Below are 21,916 nucleotides of genomic sequence, written 5' to 3'. Positions count from 1 at the left end.
CCCATTTCTAAATGCTGTATACTACAGGGAGGAGAGTGATTATATTTGCAAATAACAATTAAAAAACAAGAGGTTGATTTTGCGGGTGCTGATCTAGGCGAAAAATGCTTTGAACCACTTATTAAGCTTTATAAAAAGAAAGTTGCAGAACAAACTGATTTCAATCAGATTAAAGAACAATTTTATAAGGAACTATCAGAAGGTCAAAGAGCATTATTTATGTTTTATGTTTATTACAATCATGTAAGTAAATCACTTATCGAATTTTATTGGTGGAGTGCTTATTTAAGGGCTCAACCTAATAGTTGGTCAGCCATCAAAGCTGGTTTTAAGTATTTTAAGGACGATACGATGCATTCACTCCTTGAAAAAATAGAATTAGAACTTAAACGACATCACTACCCCGAAACATTAGAAACCTTTTCAATTAAACGGGAAGATTTAGACCAAAACAAAGTACTTCTTGCATCCATCACAACTCTGTATAGCTTATTTGAACAGACATCCCCTCTTAGTATTAAAAAAATTAATACCTGCATTGCTAAAAACTTACATGAATTTGTTTCAATAATAGAGGAATAGCTTTTTAGCAATGCAGCGCTCAGCACCTTGTAATAAGGTGCTGTTTTTCATATGATTGATTTTTTTCTGTATTTTATATAAACAAACGATTAATTGCACTTTTACTTTTTATTGTATTGTACTTTCACAAATTTCCGCTTCCCGATCTGTACAATTAATCCATTAGTCACCGAAATTTGTAATTGAATATCCTCTACCTTTTCTCCATTAATCTTTACGCCTCTGTTTTCAATCATTCTACGGGCTTCACTTTTAGATTGAAACAATTTCAAATGCACAAGAAAGTCGATGACTGAAATATGATTAATACCTCTCCATTCGATCACTGGAATCTCTTCAGGCAGACTACCTTGCTGAAAAACTTGAATAAAATGCTGTTCTGCTTGTTCCGCTGCTTTTAATCCGTGATACATTCTTACAATCGTCTTTCCGAGCAGCATTTTTGCATCTCTTGGGTGCAGTATTCCTGATTCAATATCTTCTTTGATTTTCTGAATTTGAATAGGCGTTAGATCTGTAACCAGTTCAAAATATTTATCCATTAACTCATCAGGGATTGACATCGCTTTTCCGTACATTTCTTGTGGACTTTCATCAATACCGATGTAGTTATTCTTTGATTTAGACATCTTTTCTACACCGTCCAGCCCCTCCAATAATGGCATTAATAACGCAACCTGCTTATCTTTTCCAAACTTTTCTTGAAAATGTCTTCCCATCAGAATGTTGAAATGCTGGTCTGTTCCACCCAGTTCAATATCACATTCTAATTTGACTGAATCATATCCCTGCATTAAAGGATAAAAGAATTCATGCAGAGAAATAGGTTTGCCAAAAGCTATTCGATCTTCAAAGTCATCTCTTTCCAATAATCTAGCTACTGTTATTTTACCTGCTAATTGGATAACTTCCTCAAAATTCAATTTAGACAACCATTGAGAGTTATAATGCAGCTCTACTTTCGACATATCCATGATTTTTCCAAATTGTTCAAAGTACGTTTTTGCATTATGCTTAACATCGTCATCGGTAAGCTGTTTTCTAGCTATTGATTTTCCAGTCGGATCACCAATTTTCCCTGTAAAGTCTCCAATAATTAGTTGGATGGTATGCCCATTTTCTTGAAATTGCCTAAGCTTATTTAAAACGACCGTATGACCAAGATGTACATCTGGAGCAGATGGATCTAATCCTAGTTTTATTTTTAATGGACGATTCTCAATTATTGATTTAGCTATTTTAATTTCTAATTCTTCTGTTGGAATAATTTCTTGCACACCTTGGCTGTAAATAGCCATTTGCCTCTTTACCTCCGCTCGTTGTTTCTCAGTCAATTGTTTCATAAAATTACTCATCTTGATTCCTCCTAAAAAATAATATAAAAAAACCACATCCCCTAAAAGGGACGTGGTTTAACTTTTGCACGCGGTACCACCCTTATTGAAGGATATAATCCTTCCTCTCTACGATTAACGGTTTCTCCGTTCTTTGCTGTCTTTTTTTCGCAAAGAAAGCTCAAGGAATGTAATTCGCGTTATCTATGTGTCAATTCACACCAGCCATTGACTCTCTGTTTACAGGGAGATAATTGCTACTAGATGTCCTTTCATCGCTTTTCACATATTCAATTTATATCAAAAATTATTCTCTCTAATTACTCTTCGGAGTAATTTTGACATCGCCTTTTGTTCATCCACACTTAAACTGGAGACAATACTCACTTCATTTTCATGAAATTGAGGATATAACTTTTCCATAACTCGCTTCCCTTTATCCGTTATTGTTACAAAGGTAATTCTCCGATCCCTATTATCAACCTTTCGATAACAAAATTCTTTTCGCTCCAGCGTATCAGTTATATTACTTGCTGTTGCTTTTGTGATACCAGCTGATTTAGCTAATTTTTTTGTTTCTATCGAATTCCATATCCACAAATCATATAGAATGGAAAATGAGGTCCACGATAACCCATAAGCAGATAACACTTCACGTTCCATCTTAGTTCTTAATCCTTGTGCAATTCGATAAAGATTAGTTACTACCGCAATAGCATCTAAGTTTAACGATTCAATTGGAATTTTAGTTAAGAGATTGATTGTATCTACCTCTTCGGGAAGCAATTCTCCATCTTCATTAAATGAATGTATGATCACTCACCTCGTTAATTTTCAAAATCGTTAGCTATGAAACGATATTAACAGAAGAATGTTTTAAATGCAATACTGTTTTATTAAGTTTAAATTTTCAATGGTTTCTCTAACAGATAAACTTTAGCCATATAATAAGCATGTGCAGTAAAAAGTTGTGTTTTTATTAGATTATTTCGTATTAAGTTGTCCATTTTTTCATATGTACCTCCATTAACTATAATAGTTTGTTAACTACGTACACGATAGCCGCACTTATTCACAAGGATAAGAGCTAATATTAATCTATCAGCTCTAGATCATGCCTCCCTTTTTGGAAATATCTGTTCACGTCCAATTTTGCTTATCATTTTTTTGTTAATGGAAAGAACACACAATCCTTAATGTTTTCACTATCCGTCAGGACCATTAGCAGACGTTCAATTCCAAATCCCCAACCTGATATTAGCGGCATTCCATATTCCATTGCTGTTAAATAGTCTTCATCCATCTCCATTGCCTCCACATCACCATTATTTTTTAACAATGCCTGTTTCTCTAATCTTTGTCTTTGCTCCAGCGGGTCAACTAGCTCTGAATAAGCATTTATTATTTCTGAACCGTTAATAACTAGTTGAAAACGATCAGTCATTGCTGTGTTTTGATCGTTCGCTCTAGCCAATGGAGATAAATCAATAGGATGCTGAACTAAAAAAGTAGGTTTTATCATGTATGGTCTGCACACTTTCTTATAAAGAAGATCGATAAAATTCCCTCTTCCTAAAGATTCAATACTCCTGTGCTCTAATTCAATCTTTTTCTTCTTAGTTTCTTGCAAAAGGTCATTTACTTCGGGAAAGAGATCAATATCGATTCCTGTCTTCTTAAAAATTAAATCCCTAAATGAAACAATTTCCCACTCTAATGAAAAATCAATCGTTTGGCCTTGTATGTCAATTTCTGTGGTGTGAAATACTTCTTCAAGGACGTACAGCATCATGTCACGCATCAATTTCATTGTGTCCTTATAGCTCCAGTACGCAGCATACCCTTCAACCATGGTGAATTCTTGAAGATGCTGAGGACTGATGCCTTCATTCCTAAAACACTTTGCAAATTCAAATATTTTCGTAAAACCACCTATGATTAATCTCTTCAAATATGTTTCTGGAGCAATTCGCAAATTAAATTCTGTACCTAAAGAGTTATGATATGTCTTAAAAGGTTTTGCCATTGCGCCTGACGAAGTTTGCTGTAAAACCGGGGTTTCTACTTCTATGAATTGATGATCTTCGAAAAAACGGCGGATTGAACGAACTAATTTGGATCTTGTTGCTAATCGATTCTGCGTTTCTTTTGTCATAATTAAGTCTAAATAACGCTGACAGTATCTACTTTCAATATCACTTAGCCCGTGCCATTTCTCAGGTAATGGCCGTAATGCCTTTCCAAGAAAGACGTAGCTTATTATACGAAGAGTCTTCTCACCAGTTTTAGTTGTATACATCTGTCCTTCCACGCCAATAAAATCGCCTATGTCGAAAAAATCACAAAATTGATTGTAAAGCAATTCGCCAACCTCATCCTTTTTTAAAAGAAGCTGCAGGCTACCTTCGATGTTTGAAATGGTTATAAAACATAATTTACTAAAGTTTCTAATAGACATTATTCTTCCAGAAACTCGTACACCAACCGTTCCATCCTTAAGAAGTCCCGCTTCGTTAAGATCACAATTCACCGAGAAACCTTCAGGATAAACGATCAGCCCGATTGATTTCATAGCATCTAATTTTTCCCTTCTTCGAATGATTTGATCATTTCCCATATTCTTCACTCCCGTTTCTAATTGATTTCTTTACTTACTGCGCGAATAAATTCTATAAACAAAAAAACTCCCACCCCCAAGACATATAGTCTTGAGGACGAGAGTTATAACTTCGTGGTACCACCTCAGTTTATTGATATGTTGCCATATCAACCTCTTCGGGTACGGCAATTTCTTTCATTGATTATACCCTATCTCTTTAACGGGAGATCCCGTCGCAGCATCACTAAGAATTCACGCTTAGATCCGTGCGAAGCTCCGAGTCTTTGTTCATTAAGATTTTTATTACTCCTTCTCACCAACAGGAGCTCTCTGAAAATAAATAATCAAAACTACTTTTCTCTTCAACGCTATTATTCCATTAAATTTAAAAATCATTTTATTGGAAAAAATCAATTAAGTCAACATCGATTTTCGAATTAAAAGTATTCTCTGCCCTTCTTATTCAATAAAATGACAAACTTCTAACTCATTTCCCTCTAAATCTTGAAATTTAAACCATTTCACTTGTCCGTCTTCATTAATTGATCCAACATTTACATCGTTTTGAATCAGAAGCTGATGTGCCTTTTCTATATCCGGGGTAAAGAAATTAAATGATATACTTGCACTTTTAATAGGTTCTTTCGTTGCTCGAACTAAGGTTAATGGAGTTTCTCCAATATCAAGAGCGGCATAGCCGCTTTTCTCATCTTTCCAACGAAGTGTAAACCCTAATACATCACAATACCATTTGATTGAGCCTTCAAAGTCCTTAACTTGTAAAAAAACAGTATCAATTCTTTTAAATATAGACGACATCCCTTTCTCTCCTTCTAATTATTTATATATCTAATTAATTTAACATGATTCTTCATTTTCCTTCTTAGTTAATAATCTGCTTTTCATTGTTTAAAATAAATTGGATTTTGTCGTTTAATTTTTTCCTAGTCGTTAGATTTTTCAATTATAATTAAAAAAACTGCTTTCATAAAATGGCTTTTGTTCAAATACACTTAATATTAAATGATTGAAAGGGTGATTGTTTTTGAGTGAATTCATCGTCTGTAAAACATGTGGAGAACTCGCTAGTTTTGAGAAAATGACCTATATAAACAATGAGCCAGTTTGCCCCACCTGTTGTGACAAGGGAGCATATGTACTTCAACCTATCGATAGTGAATAGAGGGGATACCCTCTTTTTATTTTGAAGATTACATATTCTAGAATTATTTACTTATAAAAAAGTTCACATTACCATGCTTAGAAAGATTAGACTTCTCACTATCTGGGAGCAATCTTTCTACACTTTGTTTTAAATAATTGTATTGATTTTGATTCGTATCCGAAAAAGCCTCTTCCCTATTGGAAAGAATATCCTGATAATTTATTCCTTCACAAAATTGTGATTTGGTTAAATCATAACGCTTGCCGTCTATTGTATTGTAGAAGTGCCATCCATCAGGCAGCATAGTTTTCAATATTTCTCCGCCAAAAATGTCATTTATCACTAATGCTGTTACACCACATTGTCCTTTTGCAGGATTATCCTCGGACCACTTTGAACTTGATTGTATCGACCAAGATTGGAATAAGAATTGCAATATAGTTTCATAATCTATTTTTTTAACAGACATACTTACCCCTTCTTCCATATTACTATTTAATAAATCAAATTTGTTTTTAACTTTACATTCAAATTGAAGACAAGCAATGAATGAATTTTCTAGATTTATGTAAAATAACAATTACATACTTTCATTAAGGGAGTCAATATATGCTAAAACAATTTTTACTTAACCTCATTGCTTCAAGTCTCGTTATGAAACGGAACTTGGATTGGCATAGACGGATTTTATGGATTTCGGTCCCTTTGTTTGCTGTATCTATGCTTATTCAAACGACGTATATTATTTATCGAATTCAAAAGTATAACAACTGAAGCTATTAATACATTTATGATAAACTTTGGGATAGATGTTTGATTTGTATATTATGCTTATAGAAAACTAAGAGCCATTTTAATACTCTTGAAAATGGATTTTGACATTAGAACATCAAACAAATAGGTAAAAAAATGTCCCTCTCGTATTTGAGGGGGACATTTTCTTATTTATAATACTCATTTGCCTTCTTTAATAAAGCCTTTGACGGTGTTTCATATTTGATATAGCCGTCAATTTTTGTAACCCAATGATTATCCCCTACATCGTATTGCCCAAAATAAAGATCATCATATCCATATACCCTGTAAACTTCTCCAGGCTGTAGAATCCTAACAAAAACAAGCTGATCATTCAAGTCGCGTTTCCATAAGTTGATTCGTTTTAAAATTCTTATGCGCCCAATTTGTTCTCGCTTTAATTCTAATCCATCCCACATTGGCGGTTTTGGTGCTTTTTCCTTTAAATTGAAGGCACGTACCAAACCATTTACATGTCCATGAGCAATCCTTTCAATATAGGATTGCTGCTTTAATTTCCCTGCATCAGACGGATGATCAATAAATCCATTTTCTGTTAAAATTGAAGGCATATTGCTTTCCCTTATCATATGGAAATTTGCTTTTTTCTTTCCTCGATCTTGAAAATCAACCTCTCTTTTTATTTCTGCATGAATCATATTTTGATACTTAACTGCTGCTGCACTTGCTGTTGGATAAATATAATCCTCGAATCCCGTACCACCGCCTGAATTGATATGAACTGACAATAGATAATCTGCTTTCCATGTATTAGCTGCATTCGTTCTCTGGGATAGTGAAAGAGTTTCATCCTCTTCGCGACTTAATTTCACTTGAACATTTTCATATTCACTAAGGATATCTCTAATGTTTTTTGAGATTTGCAGTGTCAAATTCTTTTCTTGAAGTCCGTTCCCAACTGCCCCCGGGTCAGTTCCACCATGTCCCGGATCAATAAAGAATTTCACCATTTGAAGCCCTCCTTTTCCAATATGAAAGAAAACGTATGCTCGGTAGTTATTTAATTCTAACCTATTTCAATCAGTTAGTTGGCTTTATTAAGTACATTTTTTAGCCGAACATGGATGAAATTCACTTTCGTTTTATTACACTCTTTATTAACATATTCTCACGACATTCCTTACGTTCTACAATTTAATTTTACCAATCAACTTTTCCTCAGAAATTTCATCATTGCTTGATTTTCTTCTAGAATATTGGACGAAAATGGGTTATAATAACAAGTTGATGTTTTAATACTCTTTAAAGGAGTTTCTATTATGAAGATTATTTGTTCTACACTGAATGCAAAATACATCCATACAAATATTGCGATCCGATATTTAAAGGCATTCGCTGAGCCTGAATTTAACATTGAACTTGCGGAATATACGATCAAAGATCCGATTATGAATATCGTAACTGACCTAATAAGGAAGAAGCCTACAATTATTGGCTTTAGCTGTTATATTTGGAATATCGAAGAGACGATAAAAGTCGTAAAGATGATTAAAAAAATAGATCCATCTATTCAGATAGTAGTAGGCGGACCAGAGGTGTCTTATGATGTTCTTGAGTGGATGGAGAACGTAAAAGAATTTGACTTTATTGCCATTGGTGAAGGAGAAGAAACATTTAAACAATTGCTCACTGAACTAAATGGGGATCAGCAAATGGAAAATGTCCATGGCATTGCCTTCCGAAAAGGAGGTCAAACAAAAGTAAACCCGCAGCGAAATAAGCTTGATCTTCGTGAGCTCCCTTCACCGTTCAGATTTGAGGAGGATATTGCTCATTTGGGAAAAAGGGTTACTTATATCGAAACAAGCCGCGGCTGCCCATTTAGCTGCCAGTTCTGCCTTTCATCTATAGAAGTAGGGGTTCGTTATTTCGATAGAGAGAAGGTTAAGGAAGATATTCGCTATTTAATGAAAAATGGTGCAAAAACGATCAAATTTGTTGATCGTACATTTAATATTAGCCGCAGCTATGCAATGGAAATGTTCCGTTTCCTTATTGACGAGCATTTACCTGGGACCGTGTTTCAATTTGAAATCACTGCTGATATTATGCGTCCAGAGGTAATCGAATTTCTTAATCAGGAAGCGCCTCCAGGATTATTCCGCTTCGAAATTGGTGTACAATCAACCAACGATTACACAAATGAGCTAGTCATGAGGAAACAGAACTTTGAGAAGCTCTCACGTACGGTTACTATGGTAAAGGAAGGCGGAAAAATTGATCAGCATCTTGATTTAATTGCTGGTCTCCCTGAAGAGGATTATCATTCTTTTAGAAAAACGTTCAATGATGTATTTGCAATGAGACCTGAAGAATTACAGCTAGGCTTTCTGAAGTTATTAAGAGGGACAGGTCTCAGGTTAAGAGCCGAAGATCACAAATATATCTACATGGATCATTCACCATATGAAATGCTTGGAAATAATGTCCTTTCATTTGATGATATTATTCGTATTAAGCAGGTTGAAGATGTTCTTGAAAAATATTGGAATGACCACAGAATGGACTTTACCGTTGAATTTCTTGTCACACATACCTTCCCGTCTCCATTTGATTTCTTTCAAGACTTCGGAAGCTTTTGGGAACAAAAGGGCTGGTCTAGAATTGGGCACCAGCTGGAGGATTTATTCAAACGTCTATATGAGTTTCTTAAGACGAAGAGTATTGAAGACCTTGATGTGATTGAAGGATTAATGAAATATGATTACTTATCAAGGCAAAAGTATAAACCCCGAAAACCGTGGTGGGGACCAAGTACAAGCTACGATAAACCGGAAAGATCTGTCATCTATCAAAGTATTATGCAACAGCCCAACCAATTTGGTCCAGACTTCGTTAGACTAGGTCTTACTGAAAAAGAGCTATTTAAACATACACTTATCGAAAAGCTTACTTTTGATTTGGATAAATATTTTTCTGATGGCAAGATCGAAAAGAAAGGGTCAACGATTCTAACCTACTTCGATTCAAGCACTGAAAAGACGATGATTTTTTCCACAGCAGAAAGGAAACTTTAGAACAAAAACCGGCTATTTCAGCCGGTTTTAATTATTTCTTCTTCTTTTTCTTCTTTTTTTCTTCATTCATAAAGGGAATCTCATACAGTTTATTTGCATTCATGTCTCCAAATTCATGGCCGAATTCCACATTAGCAGCATCTGTTTTTTTCTTCTGATTTTTTTCACTCACTATGCTCTGCCCTTTCTTCCTTGCTTAGAGTTTCGGTTTGCACCTTTCATCGGGTTTTCACCTTGACTAAATTCAGAGGAAAACTCTGCCTCTGCTAAATTTTTTTTGGGTGTTTTGCTATATTTTTCAACAGCATCGAATTGTGCTTTTCTCTTTGCCAAGATTTATGCCTCCTCTATCATGAATTCCTTTCTATTTTTCTCCTCCAACTTCTTTTCATTCAGGAAGGATGCTTCCTATTTTTTCTTTAATAAAATGAGTCTTACAACAAAAACTATTGAAAAAGGAATGATGACTAATTATGAAAAACAATGAGGAACAGCCATTGAAAAAAATCGGAATAGATGAAACACTTCCACATCAGATTGAAGCACCAAGCTTTAAAGGGACGGGTATACAGATGGAGGCTCCTTTTAAAAATTCACACGGTGTAATAATTGGGGATAGCTATTATGCATCAGAACATTCCCCTTTAGAAAATTGGAGTGACGAAATTGATCCATCCATTATGGCTGGGGATGAATGGGTACATCCTACGAATGATATTGGCTGGAACACCACCGAAAATAAAGAGTTGTTAGAAAGTAAAAGAAAGCCTCAAGCGTACCCTTTTATGCATCCCACTATAGATGTAAGCCGAGGAACAGATTAAAAGTAATGCGAAAAGCGCCTCCAGTTCCCCTGCAAGCACAAAACGAGGCTTCTTGGTAAGATTTCTTTCCCCTTGTGCGTGAGACTCGACTTGTGTCCAGATGGGTATAGGCGCTAAAACTAGACTATTTTCGTTTTTATGAAATATTTCTTTTAATAAATCAAAAACCGACGCACTAAATTTGTGCATCGGTTTTGGTTTCTATTATTTATCCAATAATAACCCTTTCCTTTGGATAATGATAATTTGCCTTCTTTTCCTTCCCACCAATAATAAATAAAAAGGACGTTAAGCCAATTCTTCCGATAAACATTAGAATCATTAATACGCATTTTCCAACGTCACTCATTTCTGCAGTGATCCCCATTGACAATCCTGTCGTACCAAAAGCAGAACATACTTCAAAAATAATTTCGATTAATTCATGCTGACTATCTGTAATACTTATTAGCACTACAGATGTAAAGCACATGATTGTGGCTAGAATGGTAATAACCAATGATTTCATAATGTCATTTTGATGGAGTTCGCGATTAAAGATTTTTACATCCAGCTTGCCTTTTGCAAAATGATAAACAAATAATATATTTAATGCAAAAGTTGTTGTCCGGATTCCACCACCGACCGAGCTTGGAGATGCACCAATGAACATTAGAATACTCATAACTAATAAGGTTGGCATTGAAAATTCACTAACATCCATTGTAGAAAGTCCACCGCTTCTAGTTGTCGCCGATTGAAAAAATGCATAGAAAAACCCTTTATGCCAGGTGACATCCTTAAAATAGTGCTGAAATTCAAAAATCAAAATGATAAGCGTTCCAAAAACTAATAGTACAGCAAAAGTTAACGTTGTAAGCTTTGTAAACAAAGTAAAACGAAAAGGGATTTCTTGTTCCTCCCTTTTTCTAAACAAATATTGCTTCACTTCAATTAAAACCGGAAAACCGATTGCACCGAGGGTGATTAACAGAATATTAATTAACTGTACGAAATAATCTCCTGCGTAAGGTACAAGCGAATATCCCGTAATATCCATTCCTCCATTTGTTGTCGCACTTATTGAAGCAAAAAGTCCATGGAGCATTGCTTCTTCCCAGGAAGGATAGTATTTCATAAAGTGAAAGCCTAAAATAAGCGCCCCAATTAATTCTATTAAGAGGATAATTTTAATAATTTCTCTTATTAAATGAACAAGTCCTGATAGCGCAAATTGATTATGGTCTACCATTATTAGTTTACGACTTCGTAACCCTATTTTCCGACCAAGAATCATCCAAAAAAATGTACCAATGGCCATAATTCCTACCCCGCCAAATTGCAGAATGGCCATAATAACAAAATAGCCAAAAACGCTATATGTTTCCGATATATTTACAACAGAAAGCCCCGTTACACTTACAGCACTAACTGCTGTGAAAACAGTATCTATAAAATCAACTTTCACTCCAGGTTTGTGAACGCCAGGTAACCGTAATAACAATACCGAAACCGTAACAGCTAGTAAATAATAGCCGGTAATGACTTGAGCCGGTGTCAGTTTATCCAAAAAATCTCGAATCTTTTTCCACATAAACAGCAATTTCCCTTCACTATTTTCCATACCCCCTATCATAAAGAATAAATGCCGGATTTGAAAGTAAAAACCCTAAAAATCTTTTGTATTCCAATTAAAAAATGAAAAAAGATAGCCTTCTTATTTAAAGACTATCGTAAATAATTATTCGTATGCTGAATGGTTAAAGAAAAAACGATACCCTAAATATAGAACAAAAGCAATACCCATGGTTAGAAATCCCCATCCAAGCGTAATTTGCTCAATTAATAAATAATTATTACATAATTGCATGGTTGCATTAATATATAACCAGCCCATCATGATAAAAGCAAATGAGAGGAAAAAAATTACTGCATTCTTTCCAGCTTGCCCAAGCTTCCTCCAGCTATCTCTCAATGGAACTCCAGCTAAAAAAGGTAAGCTTACAAATTTAAATAGCTCAACCATCCATAATTCTAATGCTTCATCCATCGTACGCGGCAGCATCCAGTATCCTAAAATAATAATAAATAAGAGGATTCCCGGTACGCCATTATGATTCCATTTTTCAAAAAAACGAGGAAATTTCCTTTGAAAAAAAGGAGCCATTAGGAAGCCTGTAATAACTAAAATAGGCATCTGCATATGCATATGAATGATCATAACTGATTCCATTAAATTTGCAACAGGAGGAATAATTAGGAAAATAAATAATCCTAAGCCAAATGTCTTCTGATTCATTTTTATTCCTCCGTTCCGTTTGCAAGTATATTTGTAACCTTCTTGACAGCATCATCAATTTCTTGATAATCCATTACATCTATAAGGTTGCCTTTTTTATTTACTAAATAAAATGCCGAATTATGCGAGAAATTCCCATTTCCATCAGGTATAACAATTACACCGAATGTTTTTAGCAGCGAATCTAATTCAGATTGATTTGGAATTCTGGCCATTCTCCATGTTTCCCCATCACTATTAAAGGCATCTTTATATTTATTTAATGTTTCTGGATCATCTCGTGTAGGATCAAAGCTAATACTCAAGAATACGATATCCTCTCCAATATACTTAGGTGGCAATAAATCATAAACCTTTGACATATTCATTTCTAACTGTGGACAAACCGTTGCACAGGATGTATATAGAAATGTAATAAATACATATTTGCCTTTAAACTCAGAAATTGAATATTTCCTTCCCTTGCTATCCTCAAGTGTTACATTTGGAAATTCTGGCTTATCATCTTTTAACTGATTGACTCTAGCTGTCTCGGCAGTAAATGCTTGGAACCCGTCCGTCCCTATATAAAATAATACGATCCCAAATAATATAACGAGGATAGATGCAATTGCGTTATTCCGATTTTTGATCATGGAAATCACTTCCCTAATCTTAATTATTAGGCTGTTTTAACAACATATTCCTCTAATTGAGCATAAAGAGATAGCCCAAAACATCGAGCTATCTCTTTATTTATCAATTGTCCGTCTCCTGTGCTCATAGATCGGCTTATGCTTGTCGCCCCTGAGCAAGGCGCTTCCGCTTTTCTTTTTGTCTAGCTCCAGCGCCTAGGGGCTCGAGGTCATAAGCCACTCTATGAATGAAGGCAAAGGACGCCTTCTTTCATAGATCGGCTTATGCTTGTCGCCCCTGAGCAAGGCGCTTCCGCTTTTCTTTTTGTCTAGCTCCAGCGCCTAGGGGCTCGAGGTCATAAGCCACTCTATGAATGAAGGCAAAGGACGCCTTCTTTCATAGATCGGCTTATGCTTGTCGCCCCTGAGCAAGGCGCTTCCGCTTTTCTAATTACCAAGTTTTAAATGGTGGGGATCCTGGTGGTGCGTTGACGATAAAGTCTGTTAATGGAATGACATATGCCATTGCAACAACAATGATCATAAGAATTACCCAAACACCCCAACGTTCAGTCCAATATGGAGTTTTCGCTTCTCCTTCTTCTACTTCAGCAATAGGGAATTCTGTCTCCCCTTTTGGAGCAAAGAACATTAAGTTAAACACCGCATACACTTGCATGATTGCGGCAACCATTAATAATGTACCGCCAATTGCTAGAAAAATTAAATATGGGTCCCAGCTTAAAGCTGTTGCATTATCAAAATATGTTGAATAAGACGTTCTGCGTGGCGATCCAAATAATCCAACCGTATGCATGGCACCAGACATTGTCACCATACCGATTGTCCAGATAACCGTTGTTACGACACCAAACTGATTCATTCCTTTCGTTAATATACGCTTTGATAAATAAGGAACGAGCCAATAACTAACACCGAAGAATGTCATTGCTACTGACATACCTAATGTTAAGTGGAAGTGTCCAACGATCCACAGTGAGTTATGAACAACTTGGTCTAATTGGTTCGTAGTTTGAGCAATACCGCCGGCACCTGCTGGGATAAAAGCAAGCATTGCGATAAATGGTGCAAGGAAACGAACATCGCCCCATGGCATTTTCTTGTACCAGCCGATTAAACCTTTTCCGCCTTGCTTTCTTGCAGTTTTTTCAAATACAGCAAACATGGCGTAAGCAGTCATTAAAGATGGGAATCCTATAGCTAAACTCATGAATACGTGCATGTATTTAACTGATTCTGAAATACCAGGGTCAACGATTTGATGGTGGAATCCACCAGTAATATTCATAATAACTAGCGCAATAATGACAACTCGAGTAAGCAAATCACTCCAGCGTCTTCCGCCAATCACTTTTGGTACAATTACATACCAGGCAGAAACTGCTGTTAAATACCAAATATTAACTGCTGTATGACCAAATGCCCAGAACAGTGTACGAGCAACCATTACGTTAATTGTATCAACCCAGCCAAGAGACCAAGGGATGATCATGAAAATAACTTCTACTGCTACAAATGCTGTTGCACCTACTAAGAGTATAAATACACCTGTCGCAAAGAATGAAAAAATTGGAAGATGCTGTCCTTTATGATTTTTCCTCCAATTAGCTACTTGAATAAATCCTCCAAAACAGCACATCCAAACACCTAGTACGACAAATACTAGACCAAAGTAAAACATTGGGTGAGCAGCCATTGGCGGGTAGAATGTGTACATTACAGAAGCTTCATTCATTAATATCGGGATAACAACTAATATAACCCCTAATATTTTCAACCAAAAGCCTATCCACGCCATTGTTCTAACTTTCGGAAGCAATCCGCCTAAAGTGTGTGACATTCCAGCATAGAAATATCCAATGGTAAAGGTAGCTGAAAATACAACAACCAGTAATAATCCGTGTGCAGTTAACACTTGATAATAAGTAAGCCATGATGGCAATTCTAATAGACCTGCACGGTTTAATCCTTGTAGTAAACCTAAAGTTCCGCCGATTAATAGAGCAATAAATGCAACTGATAAATATGATTTCGATAATTTAGCATCTTGAATGTTAACTCCAAGAATTTTATTTGCTTTTTCTTTGAATACGCTCGCATTTGCTTTTTGTGAGATGACAGTTTCCACGGCAGCTTCCCTCCTTTATTTAACAGTAATAGTGGTGCCCATTAATTGGTGACCTGCACCACAATATTCATTACAAAGCACTAAATATTCGCCAGCTTTATCAAACTTTTGTGTAATTTTTTGTACATATCCTGGCATAACCATTGCATTTATATTCGTATTAGCCACTTGAAAACCATGTACCACATCTTTAGAAGTTAAGGTAAAATGTACAGTTGATCCTGCTGGAATTTCAATATCACTAGGAGTAAAGCTGAATATTTGTAAGGTCATTACTACTTCGTACTCGTTTTCGCCAATTTGTTTAATTCCCGGCTGATCAAAAGGTTCAGTTTGGTCAACCTTTTGTGGATCTATTCTTTCACCATGACTTGGTGGCCCCATTTCTAAAGCAAATGCTTGATACCCTGCAAAGATCATAAATGCCATGATCATACCGAAGCTTAACGTTAACCATACCTTTTCAGAACGATGCATGTTTTTCCCCCCTAAATTCTAGCCATATATAGACCGTATAGTACTAAATACGTAACAAGAATTACTAATCCAACCACAGTGACAGAAACGATGGTCCCTTTATGCGTTTCCTCTTGACTAGAAACCATTTCTGTTTTTGACTTATTTTTTGTTTCCATTGAATTAATCCCCTCCTTGTGTGATATCTGTTCTCATTATAGGTGAAGGGATTGTGACGAATAGTGCATAATATCACATAGCAAATGTGATTTTGAAATTTTGTTCATATACGTGAAATAATTTCACAAAAATTTCTGTTGACTTTTTTTACTAAAAGAAAGACCATTCCGTAAATATTTCCATCAATAATTAGTTACTATTTATCCATAATACAAATACAGGGAAAATTAATACTCTGTAACCGACAGCAAAGGGGTTGAAAGTAATGGCAAGAAGCAGCAATAAACTATTAGTTCCTGGAATTGAACAATACTTAGATCAAGTAAAGTATGAAATTGCTCAAGAATTTGGGGTACACTTAGGATCTGACACTGTATCGAGAGCGAATGGTTCAGTTGGGGGCGAAATTACGAAGAGATTAGTTAAACAAGCTCAAGCTCAAATGGCAGGAAATAATAATCCACAAATCTAAATAGAAAAAGTCCGGTTATTCACCGGACTTTTTTTAGTCATCTTTATAATTTTTATGTTGGTCTTTTTTCTCTTTATCATTATTTTGTGATTTTCGATCACTATTATTATTCCTATGATCTTGCCCTTTTTCCTGTTTATTATTCTGACCAGGGGGATTAGGCTTATCTTTGTTATCCCTGTCCTTAATAGGCTGTTGTTGCGTTTTCTCCACTTTCTTTTCATGGCCTGGAGGGTTTTTTGTCCCGTTATTAAACTCTTTATTGTTTCTATTGCTATTGCCTCTGTTATTGCTATTTTTATTTTCATGATACTTTCCTGGCGATTGCACTTCTGTCTTTTGCTCCACCTGTTGTTCTTGCGGTTTCTTTGATTGATTTTGAGTTACATTCTTCTTTTCAGTCGGCTTTTCTAAATTTTGGGAAGTATTCTCTATTGGCTTTTTTTCTGTTTGTTGGGTAGATTCAGGTTTCGTAATATACTGTTTTATTTTATATTGACCTGTTGTTAATCCCTCTTCAATCGCCTGTTTTCTGTCTTCTCTTGACCCTTCGACAACCTTCAGCTCTAAATTTTCTCTACTAATAGCATTTTTAATTTCATTCATTTCTGTTTCCCAACGCTTTTTCTTCTCTTGTTGTTCTTCTGTATAAACGGTAGCTATCACTATTTCTCGATTCTGTTTAATATATCCCTGTACTTTCATCTCATGAAGAATTTCACTTGTTAATACATGGATATTTTTCTTTTTCCAGTGTTTGATTTGTTCGATTAATTTTTTTCCTTCATTGTTATACGCCACAAATTCGATCACTTCAAATTGTTCATTTATCCCTAGTTCAATACTCGGATTTACATCAATGGACATATAGGCGTATACGTCATTCGATCCTATCAATGGAATAAGACTAGCAAAGGTTAACATTAGGATAAGTGCGACAGAAAAAATAGCTTTCCCTTTAAAGCTTTGAAAAAAGGGAGGAAGGACTGACTTCTTCGTTTCATCTATTTCAACCGGGAAAAACTCTATTTCTTGTCCAAGCTGATAATGATTATGATGGTTATGTGCACGAAGAAACTCACCTTCGGGGGTTAACAGTGTTAAAAAACGCTCGTTCATTTCCATTATGATTCCTGTTTTCACGTTTCTAACACCCCTTTAATATAATCCTTTAAATAAACATAATCACCAATTAGTATAAGAGCGATCGCTATAATGTATTTACGGTTTCTTTCGATCGTTTTCCGACTAATCGATACCTCCTTTTCAAGTTGTTTGATAGGGAGTCTTTTCTTGTCTAGTAGTATTCGTTTAAGCTCTTCATTTTCCGTAAGCTTCTTTGCCACAATCATGGCGTTCTTCCTTGCATCTGCATGTTTTGGAGATTGCTCAAGCAATGCCTGAAAGCTAAGCTCAAACTCATGGAGTAAAGATGTAAATTGAACAATTTCGTCCCTTCTAAGTTGTTCATCGGTCTTTTTTCTAAATTCATCTATCGACCGTTCATTTTCTACGATCATACCTGCCTGCTGCTCTTCATCTTCGATAAAGCCATAGTTGAAATCAACACTTAAATTTTGATATTTTGCCTGTTGCCGAATATAATCAATCACTCGTCTTTTTATTAGAACTTCCGCAAAACTGATTAATGAGCTTCCTTTATCAGAACTATACTTTTGAATCGCTTCATTAAAAGCAATGAGACCAATGCTAAATTCATCATCCGATTCATGAATATATCTCTTACACACAGAGGAAACTGTTTTAGCGATAAATGGCTTATAGGAATCTATGATTTCATTCTGTAAGGCCGCATCACCTTGCTGTATTAAATGAATCGCTTCTTCCAGCGTTCTTTTTCGTTTTTTTGCCATGAATAGCATACTTAGCATAGCCTCACCTCTTCATTCAAGACATTATATCATACGATGTCCCGTTAGAGTTTATAAGGGTACGCTAGAATGAAAAGGAAAAGTAGTCCACATTTGGACTGCTCTTCCTTACCTATTAAAGTTAACAAATTAATTAATGGTTTCCTTTTTTTTCTTGTTCTTTTTCCTTTTGTTTCCCTTTATCTTTTTCTAATTTTTTTTCTTCCTTTAATGCCTTTTTATTCTCTTTTATCTCTTGCTTTTCAATTTTTCGAGTATTTTTGCTTTCTTCTTTAATCAAAGCTTTTTGAATTTTTGCCTCTTCATGAGTTGCTTTCTTTTCTTGCCTTTGTACAGCTTTTTCTTGTATTTTTTGTTTTACTGGAAGGGCATCATCTTCCAGTTCCACTTTTGTTACTTCTTCTTTTACTTTAGCATTTTTTTCTGCTGGCATATTTACAGTCAAGTTTTTATCTACTGGTAATGCTGTACTTGTAGTGCTCTCTTCTATCGCCTCATGATCTTTAATTAGATCTTTATTTAGATCTTTTTTTTCCATTTTTTCTATTTTCAAAGCGATCTTGGCATAGCTTTTTTCAATATTTTTTTGTAAAGCAGCTTTCGCTTTTGGATTTTTCACTTTCTCCATGGCAGCGGTTAATGCAATAATATTTTGCGATAATAACTTATCTACATCCGCATCTTCTTCAACGTCTACTTCCTCTGATTTAACATCTGTTTCTGATTCATCTGCTTTAGAATCATCCCTTTCTGTCTTTTCCTCTGCTTCAGCAGCATTATCGACAGACCCTTCTTCTCCGATGATAGATTCTACATTTTCTAAGCTTTCAAATGCATGCTTGATCGCCTCAAGAGCTTCATCTTCCTTGCCCTCTTTGAAAAGTGCCTCCGCCTCGGCTAAACGCTCTGCTGCAAAAGCAGCCAATAGCTTCGCTTCTTTTTCTTCATTAAATGTGAATGCAAGTTTTATTTTTTCTAAGGCAATTTTGGCAAAGTAGAAAAAGCTTCCCGGTAATAAAGAGGGAGCTTCATTTTCGACTTTCTCCCCCTTAGCTTGTTCAGGATTTACTTTAGGTACATCCAGATTATCTGGTAGGTCAACTGTTTCATATTGATCTGTTTCATTTGTGTTTTCAGCGGCAGAGGCCAATGTAGTTGAAAATGTAAATGTCCCTGCTAGCACCCATGCTAAAGTTGTTCTTCCTAATTTTTGTAATTCTTTGTTTGATAAAAACTTCAACTCTTTCACCTCATAAAATGTTTTTTAGCGGCCGCTTGTTCATTACAACTGTACGATACGCAATGAGGTGTTTTTGGGGGTTGCTGAATAAAATTTATTAAAGCCTTAAATCAATGAGATGTTTCTTATTTCTGCAAACGGTATTTTTTTATTGATAAAATGATCCACCTGATTATGAATCCAATCATTAAACCTGGAATTAAAGAAAGCATAGGTAAAAAAACTGGTCCAATTAAGATGCCAAATACTTTTATCCTGGTAGAGTACATTAAGCCTACTGTAACAAAATAGGCGCTAAAAACAAATGGGAGAAAGGATAATTCTTCCTTCTCTGGCATCGACGTCCGGTAAGCATCCCACATCGCAAAAAAGTATAGACAAGGATAAAACATCAGCCATTGAAAATTTGTTACTTGGATGGCATGATCAATTTCTCCTAGAAAACTGAACATGATAGCAGAATTAAAATTACTATACATATTAATAACGAATTCAAGTAATACAAAAAGCGTGCCCTTAATTATTTGGCCCGAAAGTAGCTGACTGAATCCTGGTAGTGCAATACTCCATAAAACAGCCTCAAGTTTACCTAGCGTTTTCACCCTAAATCACCAACCGCTCCATTATTGGATCACTCTCTTTCGATCAAACTAATTCTAATTTCCCATTTTTGATATATATCTTATTATTACTTTTATGGCGTAAAAAAACCGCTAATCGACTGATTAACAGCAAATTTTTATTTATTGGAAATAAAAAAGTGCAAAGACAGCAATTTATGCTGCAGCCTTTGCACTTTTTGTAATTGTTAAGCCGGTCAACCCGAATCCAACTGTTAGTATGGGCGAAAGTAAACAGAAGAAGGTGAATGGTAAATAGTCGATTGTAGCAACACCTAAAACCCCTGTTAGAAAAACACCACAAACACTCCAAGGAACTAATGGATTAATGACCGTTCCTGCATCTTCAAGTACCCTAGATAAGTTTTTCCGTTCCAGACCTGCCTTATCATAAGATTCTTGAAAAGCATTTCCGGTTAATAATATGGAAAGATATTGTTCCCCAAGAAGAAAATTAATTCCGATTGCTGTTCCAGCAGTCGCAGAAATTAAAGAGGACCGCTTACTTAAGAATCCCTTTATACCTTCTAAAAGGGCAGGTAATATCCCTAGTTTAAAGAGAAGGCCACCCATTGAAAGAGCTAAAAGTACTAAGGAAATAGAGAACATCATACTTTCCATCCCTCCCCTTGTTAAAAGGGAATCGATTTCTTCTACTCCAGTATCTGATTTAAACCCAAAAAATAATAAATCCATCATCTTCTGAACACTTATATCGTTCTGGACGAAAAAGCTAATCACTAAAGCAGCTAAAATGCTTGATGAAAGCGTAATAAGCGCAGAAATTCTCTTTATCGCTAGAAACGTTAATAGAATAAAAGGAATTAATGAATACCAATGTACAAATTCTAGCTCTATTAGCTTTGCTTTCAGCATATGAATCATTTCAAAGCTTGCCGAAGCTTCAGTTGGCGATAAAAAGGCAAATAGGATGAGTGTGATACCAAAAGCTGGGACTGTCGTCCAAGCCATATTTTTTATATGTTCAAAAATATCCACCTTAACAATCATGGAAGCAAGACTCGTTGTATCTGATAATGGAGACATTTTATCACCAAAAAAAGCACCAGAAATAATTGCGCCAGCTGTCATCGCTTCTGACAACCCTAGTGCTGAGCTTACACTCATGAAAGCAACCCCAATCGTAGCTGCAGTTGTAAGTGAACTGCCCACACTTAATCCGATAATGGAAGAAACAATAAAAGCAATGGCATAAAAGAACTTCCCATTAACCACCTCTAAAGCAAGATATATAAAAGTTGGAATCGTTCCGCTAGCCATCCAGCTGCTGATTAACATCCCAATAAAGAAGAAGATAAAGACAGCACCAAGACCCGATTTTGCTCCTTCTATTAGTCCCTCTTCTATGTCCTTTACGGGAACCCGTTTAATTAATCCATATGCCATTAAAATAATAACTGCTAAAACAATTGGAACGTGTGGACCAACCCCAGTAAAAATGATTGAGTAGCTGATTCCACCTAAAAGTATAAGTGTAATTATAAGTGCTTCTAGCGGCCTAATCGTTAATTTTTGCTGTTCATGCTGCATAAAAAATCCTCCTCTAGTTGTATACGCAGCATTTATTCTGCGAAACTACCTTTTCACTATTTTACTTAGACGCTTTTTGGCGTTAAAGCAAAATAACATGCTATTACTATAATATTTTTAAAAAGGC

The 21,916-nt window shown here is 35.5% G+C and carries 24 protein-coding genes and 2 other annotated features; of the genes, 5 read left to right on the top strand and 19 right to left on the bottom strand.

The features are described 5' to 3' along the window. Positions 1 to 45 precede the first annotated feature (45 nt). Complete coding sequence (locus RUH74_RS14900) at positions 46 to 582, top strand: hypothetical protein (RefSeq protein WP_313801309.1); 537 nt, start codon at positions 46 to 48, stop codon at positions 580 to 582. A 101-nt stretch (positions 583 to 683) separates the two neighbouring features. Here the strand turns inward: RUH74_RS14900 and tyrS are convergent, their stop codons facing one another. The 5 genes from tyrS to RUH74_RS14875 all read right to left on the bottom strand — a co-directional run bounded on the left by tyrS (position 684) and on the right by RUH74_RS14875 (position 6,149). Further along, the gene (gene tyrS / locus RUH74_RS14895; RefSeq protein WP_313801307.1) at positions 684 to 1,937 is read right to left on the bottom strand and encodes a tyrosine--tRNA ligase; all 1,254 of its coding nucleotides are present in this window, start codon (positions 1,935 to 1,937) and stop codon (positions 684 to 686) included. Between the two features lie 43 nt (positions 1,938 to 1,980). Further along, positions 1,981 to 2,201: a binding site (T-box leader), on the bottom strand. A gap of 15 nt (positions 2,202 to 2,216) precedes the next feature. Beyond that, on the bottom strand, positions 2,217 to 2,729 hold the full coding sequence (locus RUH74_RS14890) for a MarR family transcriptional regulator (RefSeq protein WP_313801341.1): 513 nt from the start codon (positions 2,727 to 2,729) through the stop codon (positions 2,217 to 2,219). Between the two features lie 346 nt (positions 2,730 to 3,075). After that, a complete protein-coding gene (gene lysS / locus RUH74_RS14885) occupies positions 3,076 to 4,533 on the bottom strand; it encodes a lysine--tRNA ligase (protein ID WP_313801305.1) in 1,458 nt (485 codons plus the stop codon). Between the two features lie 90 nt (positions 4,534 to 4,623). Further along, positions 4,624 to 4,890: a binding site (T-box leader), on the bottom strand. An 84-nt stretch (positions 4,891 to 4,974) separates the two neighbouring features. Further along, positions 4,975 to 5,334, bottom strand: coding sequence for a VOC family protein (locus RUH74_RS14880; RefSeq protein WP_313801303.1), 360 nt, complete (start codon positions 5,332 to 5,334; stop codon positions 4,975 to 4,977). A gap of 407 nt (positions 5,335 to 5,741) precedes the next feature. Further along, a complete protein-coding gene (locus RUH74_RS14875) occupies positions 5,742 to 6,149 on the bottom strand; it encodes a YunG family protein (RefSeq protein WP_313801301.1) in 408 nt (135 codons plus the stop codon). Between the two features lie 140 nt (positions 6,150 to 6,289). Here RUH74_RS14875 and RUH74_RS14870 point away from each other — a divergent pair, with 140 nt between their 5' ends. Beyond that, the gene (locus tag RUH74_RS14870; RefSeq protein ID WP_313801299.1) at positions 6,290 to 6,454 is read left to right on the top strand and encodes a hypothetical protein; all 165 of its coding nucleotides are present in this window, start codon (positions 6,290 to 6,292) and stop codon (positions 6,452 to 6,454) included. Between the two features lie 167 nt (positions 6,455 to 6,621). Here RUH74_RS14870 and RUH74_RS14865 read toward each other — a convergent pair whose 3' ends face one another. Further along, positions 6,622 to 7,446, bottom strand: a complete 825-nt coding sequence (locus RUH74_RS14865; RefSeq protein ID WP_313801297.1) for an N-acetylmuramoyl-L-alanine amidase — start codon at positions 7,444 to 7,446, stop codon at positions 6,622 to 6,624. A 309-nt stretch (positions 7,447 to 7,755) separates the two neighbouring features. On the opposite strand from RUH74_RS14865, the gene RUH74_RS14860 reads away from it, so the two are divergent. Then, positions 7,756 to 9,513, top strand: a complete 1,758-nt coding sequence (locus tag RUH74_RS14860) for a B12-binding domain-containing radical SAM protein (RefSeq protein WP_313801295.1) — start codon at positions 7,756 to 7,758, stop codon at positions 9,511 to 9,513. 31 nt (positions 9,514 to 9,544) lie between these two features. Here the strand turns inward: RUH74_RS14860 and RUH74_RS14855 are convergent, their stop codons facing one another. Further along, the gene (locus RUH74_RS14855) at positions 9,545 to 9,685 is read right to left on the bottom strand and encodes a hypothetical protein (RefSeq protein WP_313801293.1); all 141 of its coding nucleotides are present in this window, start codon (positions 9,683 to 9,685) and stop codon (positions 9,545 to 9,547) included. After that, a complete protein-coding gene (locus RUH74_RS14850; protein WP_313801292.1) occupies positions 9,685 to 9,846 on the bottom strand; it encodes a hypothetical protein in 162 nt (53 codons plus the stop codon). The genes RUH74_RS14855 and RUH74_RS14850 overlap by 1 nt, the downstream gene beginning before the upstream one ends. A 140-nt stretch (positions 9,847 to 9,986) precedes the next feature. Here RUH74_RS14850 and RUH74_RS14845 point away from each other — a divergent pair, with 140 nt between their 5' ends. After that, the gene (locus tag RUH74_RS14845) at positions 9,987 to 10,337 is read left to right on the top strand and encodes a DUF3905 domain-containing protein (protein WP_313801291.1); all 351 of its coding nucleotides are present in this window, start codon (positions 9,987 to 9,989) and stop codon (positions 10,335 to 10,337) included. A 208-nt stretch (positions 10,338 to 10,545) separates the two neighbouring features. On the opposite strand, the gene RUH74_RS14840 is transcribed toward RUH74_RS14845, so the two are convergent. The 6 genes from RUH74_RS14840 to RUH74_RS14815 all read right to left on the bottom strand — a co-directional run bounded on the left by RUH74_RS14840 (position 10,546) and on the right by RUH74_RS14815 (position 16,013). Further along, positions 10,546 to 11,910 (bottom strand): TrkH family potassium uptake protein, encoded by a 1,365-nt coding sequence (locus tag RUH74_RS14840; RefSeq protein WP_313801339.1) that lies wholly within the window; start codon positions 11,908 to 11,910, stop codon positions 10,546 to 10,548. Between the two features lie 147 nt (positions 11,911 to 12,057). After that, entirely contained in the window at positions 12,058 to 12,615 is a 558-nt protein-coding gene (locus RUH74_RS14835) for a hypothetical protein (protein ID WP_313801290.1), read from the bottom strand. Between the two features lie 2 nt (positions 12,616 to 12,617). Continuing rightward, the gene (locus tag RUH74_RS14830; protein ID WP_313801289.1) at positions 12,618 to 13,250 is read right to left on the bottom strand and encodes an SCO family protein; all 633 of its coding nucleotides are present in this window, start codon (positions 13,248 to 13,250) and stop codon (positions 12,618 to 12,620) included. 430 nt (positions 13,251 to 13,680) lie between these two features. After that, positions 13,681 to 15,378 carry a cbb3-type cytochrome c oxidase subunit I gene (locus RUH74_RS14825; RefSeq protein ID WP_313801287.1) on the bottom strand — a complete coding sequence of 566 codons (1,698 nt, stop codon included), beginning with the start codon at positions 15,376 to 15,378 and terminating at the stop codon, positions 13,681 to 13,683. Positions 15,379 to 15,393: 15 nt separating this feature from the next. After that, positions 15,394 to 15,855 carry a cytochrome c oxidase subunit II gene (locus RUH74_RS14820; RefSeq protein WP_313801285.1) on the bottom strand — a complete coding sequence of 154 codons (462 nt, stop codon included), beginning with the start codon at positions 15,853 to 15,855 and terminating at the stop codon, positions 15,394 to 15,396. An 11-nt stretch (positions 15,856 to 15,866) separates the two neighbouring features. After that, entirely contained in the window at positions 15,867 to 16,013 is a 147-nt protein-coding gene (locus RUH74_RS14815; RefSeq protein ID WP_313801283.1) for a cytochrome c oxidase subunit 2A, read from the bottom strand. A 266-nt stretch (positions 16,014 to 16,279) separates the two neighbouring features. Here RUH74_RS14815 and RUH74_RS14810 point away from each other — a divergent pair, with 266 nt between their 5' ends. Next, positions 16,280 to 16,486 (top strand): alpha/beta-type small acid-soluble spore protein, encoded by a 207-nt coding sequence (locus tag RUH74_RS14810; protein ID WP_053475352.1) that lies wholly within the window; start codon positions 16,280 to 16,282, stop codon positions 16,484 to 16,486. A 33-nt stretch (positions 16,487 to 16,519) separates the two neighbouring features. Here RUH74_RS14810 and RUH74_RS14805 read toward each other — a convergent pair whose 3' ends face one another. From RUH74_RS14805 to nhaC, 5 genes are all read right to left on the bottom strand, one after another. Then, entirely contained in the window at positions 16,520 to 17,629 is a 1,110-nt protein-coding gene (locus RUH74_RS14805) for an anti-sigma factor domain-containing protein (RefSeq protein ID WP_313801280.1), read from the bottom strand. Continuing rightward, the gene (gene sigI / locus RUH74_RS14800; protein ID WP_313801278.1) at positions 17,626 to 18,378 is read right to left on the bottom strand and encodes an RNA polymerase sigma factor SigI; all 753 of its coding nucleotides are present in this window, start codon (positions 18,376 to 18,378) and stop codon (positions 17,626 to 17,628) included. Before sigI ends, RUH74_RS14805 begins: the two co-directional genes overlap by 4 nt. Before the next feature lie 133 nt (positions 18,379 to 18,511). Beyond that, the gene (locus RUH74_RS14795; RefSeq protein ID WP_313801276.1) at positions 18,512 to 19,618 is read right to left on the bottom strand and encodes a DUF5667 domain-containing protein; all 1,107 of its coding nucleotides are present in this window, start codon (positions 19,616 to 19,618) and stop codon (positions 18,512 to 18,514) included. 125 nt (positions 19,619 to 19,743) lie between these two features. Continuing rightward, positions 19,744 to 20,220, bottom strand: coding sequence for a hypothetical protein (locus tag RUH74_RS14790; protein WP_313801274.1), 477 nt, complete (start codon positions 20,218 to 20,220; stop codon positions 19,744 to 19,746). Between the two features lie 174 nt (positions 20,221 to 20,394). Beyond that, positions 20,395 to 21,789 (bottom strand): Na+/H+ antiporter NhaC, encoded by a 1,395-nt coding sequence (nhaC, locus tag RUH74_RS14785; protein WP_313801272.1) that lies wholly within the window; start codon positions 21,787 to 21,789, stop codon positions 20,395 to 20,397. Positions 21,790 to 21,916 lie beyond the last annotated feature (127 nt).

The sequence above is a fragment of the Cytobacillus sp. genome (assembly GCF_032154635.1).
In the GTDB taxonomy this organism is placed as follows: Bacteria; Bacillota; Bacilli; order Bacillales; family Cytobacillaceae; genus Cytobacillus.
The sequence above is the reverse complement of the archived record's forward strand: the minus strand, read 5'-3'. Positions and strand labels throughout refer to the sequence as shown.

Bases quoted from the DNA above. Each gene is read 5' to 3' on its own strand.
- RUH74_RS14815 (WP_313801283.1), bottom strand. From the start codon at position 16,013: ATGGAAACAAAAAATAAGTCAAAAACAGAAATGGTTTCTAGTCAAGAG.
- RUH74_RS14835 (WP_313801290.1), bottom strand. From the start codon at position 12,615: ATGAATCAGAAGACATTTGGCTTAGGATTATTTATTTTCCTAATTATT.
- RUH74_RS14880 (WP_313801303.1), bottom strand. From the start codon at position 5,334: ATGTCGTCTATATTTAAAAGAATTGATACTGTTTTTTTACAAGTTAAG.
- tyrS (WP_313801307.1), bottom strand. From the start codon at position 1,937: ATGAGTAATTTTATGAAACAATTGACTGAGAAACAACGAGCGGAGGTA.
- RUH74_RS14845 (WP_313801291.1), top strand. From the start codon at position 9,987: ATGAAAAACAATGAGGAACAGCCATTGAAAAAAATCGGAATAGATGAA.
- nhaC (WP_313801272.1), bottom strand. From the start codon at position 21,789: ATGCAGCATGAACAGCAAAAATTAACGATTAGGCCGCTAGAAGCACTT.
- lysS (WP_313801305.1), bottom strand. From the start codon at position 4,533: ATGGGAAATGATCAAATCATTCGAAGAAGGGAAAAATTAGATGCTATG.
- RUH74_RS14820 (WP_313801285.1), bottom strand. From the start codon at position 15,855: ATGCATCGTTCTGAAAAGGTATGGTTAACGTTAAGCTTCGGTATGATC.
- RUH74_RS14840 (WP_313801339.1), bottom strand. From the start codon at position 11,910: ATGTGGAAAAAGATTCGAGATTTTTTGGATAAACTGACACCGGCTCAA.
- RUH74_RS14830 (WP_313801289.1), bottom strand. From the start codon at position 13,250: ATGATCAAAAATCGGAATAACGCAATTGCATCTATCCTCGTTATATTA.
- RUH74_RS14860 (WP_313801295.1), top strand. From the start codon at position 7,756: ATGAAGATTATTTGTTCTACACTGAATGCAAAATACATCCATACAAAT.
- RUH74_RS14875 (WP_313801301.1), bottom strand. From the start codon at position 6,149: ATGTCTGTTAAAAAAATAGATTATGAAACTATATTGCAATTCTTATTC.
- RUH74_RS14810 (WP_053475352.1), top strand. From the start codon at position 16,280: ATGGCAAGAAGCAGCAATAAACTATTAGTTCCTGGAATTGAACAATAC.
- RUH74_RS14870 (WP_313801299.1), top strand. From the start codon at position 6,290: ATGCTAAAACAATTTTTACTTAACCTCATTGCTTCAAGTCTCGTTATG.
- sigI (WP_313801278.1), bottom strand. From the start codon at position 18,378: ATGCTAAGTATGCTATTCATGGCAAAAAAACGAAAAAGAACGCTGGAA.
- RUH74_RS14865 (WP_313801297.1), bottom strand. From the start codon at position 7,446: ATGGTGAAATTCTTTATTGATCCGGGACATGGTGGAACTGACCCGGGG.